Below are 321 nucleotides of genomic sequence, written 5' to 3' on the forward strand. Positions count from 1 at the left end.
AAATCAAAGATTATTATACTGGAAAAGGTTATCCTAACACAACAATTAATGTAGAACGTCAACCAATTGCTGGTAAAGAAGATGAAGAAAATATTACATTGAATGTGAATCGTGGAGAGCGTGTAAAGATTAAGAAAATCATTTTCGAAGGAAATGACAACTTAACAGCTGCTCGTTTACGTAAAAAAGGGATGAAAAATACCAAACAGAAATCGATCAATATCTTCAAATCATCTAAAATGATTCCTGAAAAATTCCAGGAAGATTTAAAAACTTTGGTTGATGAGTACAAATCTGTTGGTTTTAGAGATGCTAAAGTTG

The 321-nt window shown here is 31.2% G+C and carries 1 protein-coding gene; it reads left to right on the plus strand.

The features are described 5' to 3' along the window. A partial coding sequence (locus QWI17_RS19580; protein WP_302724214.1) for a POTRA domain-containing protein occupies nucleotides 1-321 on the plus strand: 321 nt, incomplete at both ends.

Origin of the sequence: Gilvimarinus gilvus, assembly GCF_030518155.1 — a bacterium.
Classification (GTDB): Bacteria; Pseudomonadota; Gammaproteobacteria; order Pseudomonadales; family Cellvibrionaceae; genus Gilvimarinus; species Gilvimarinus gilvus.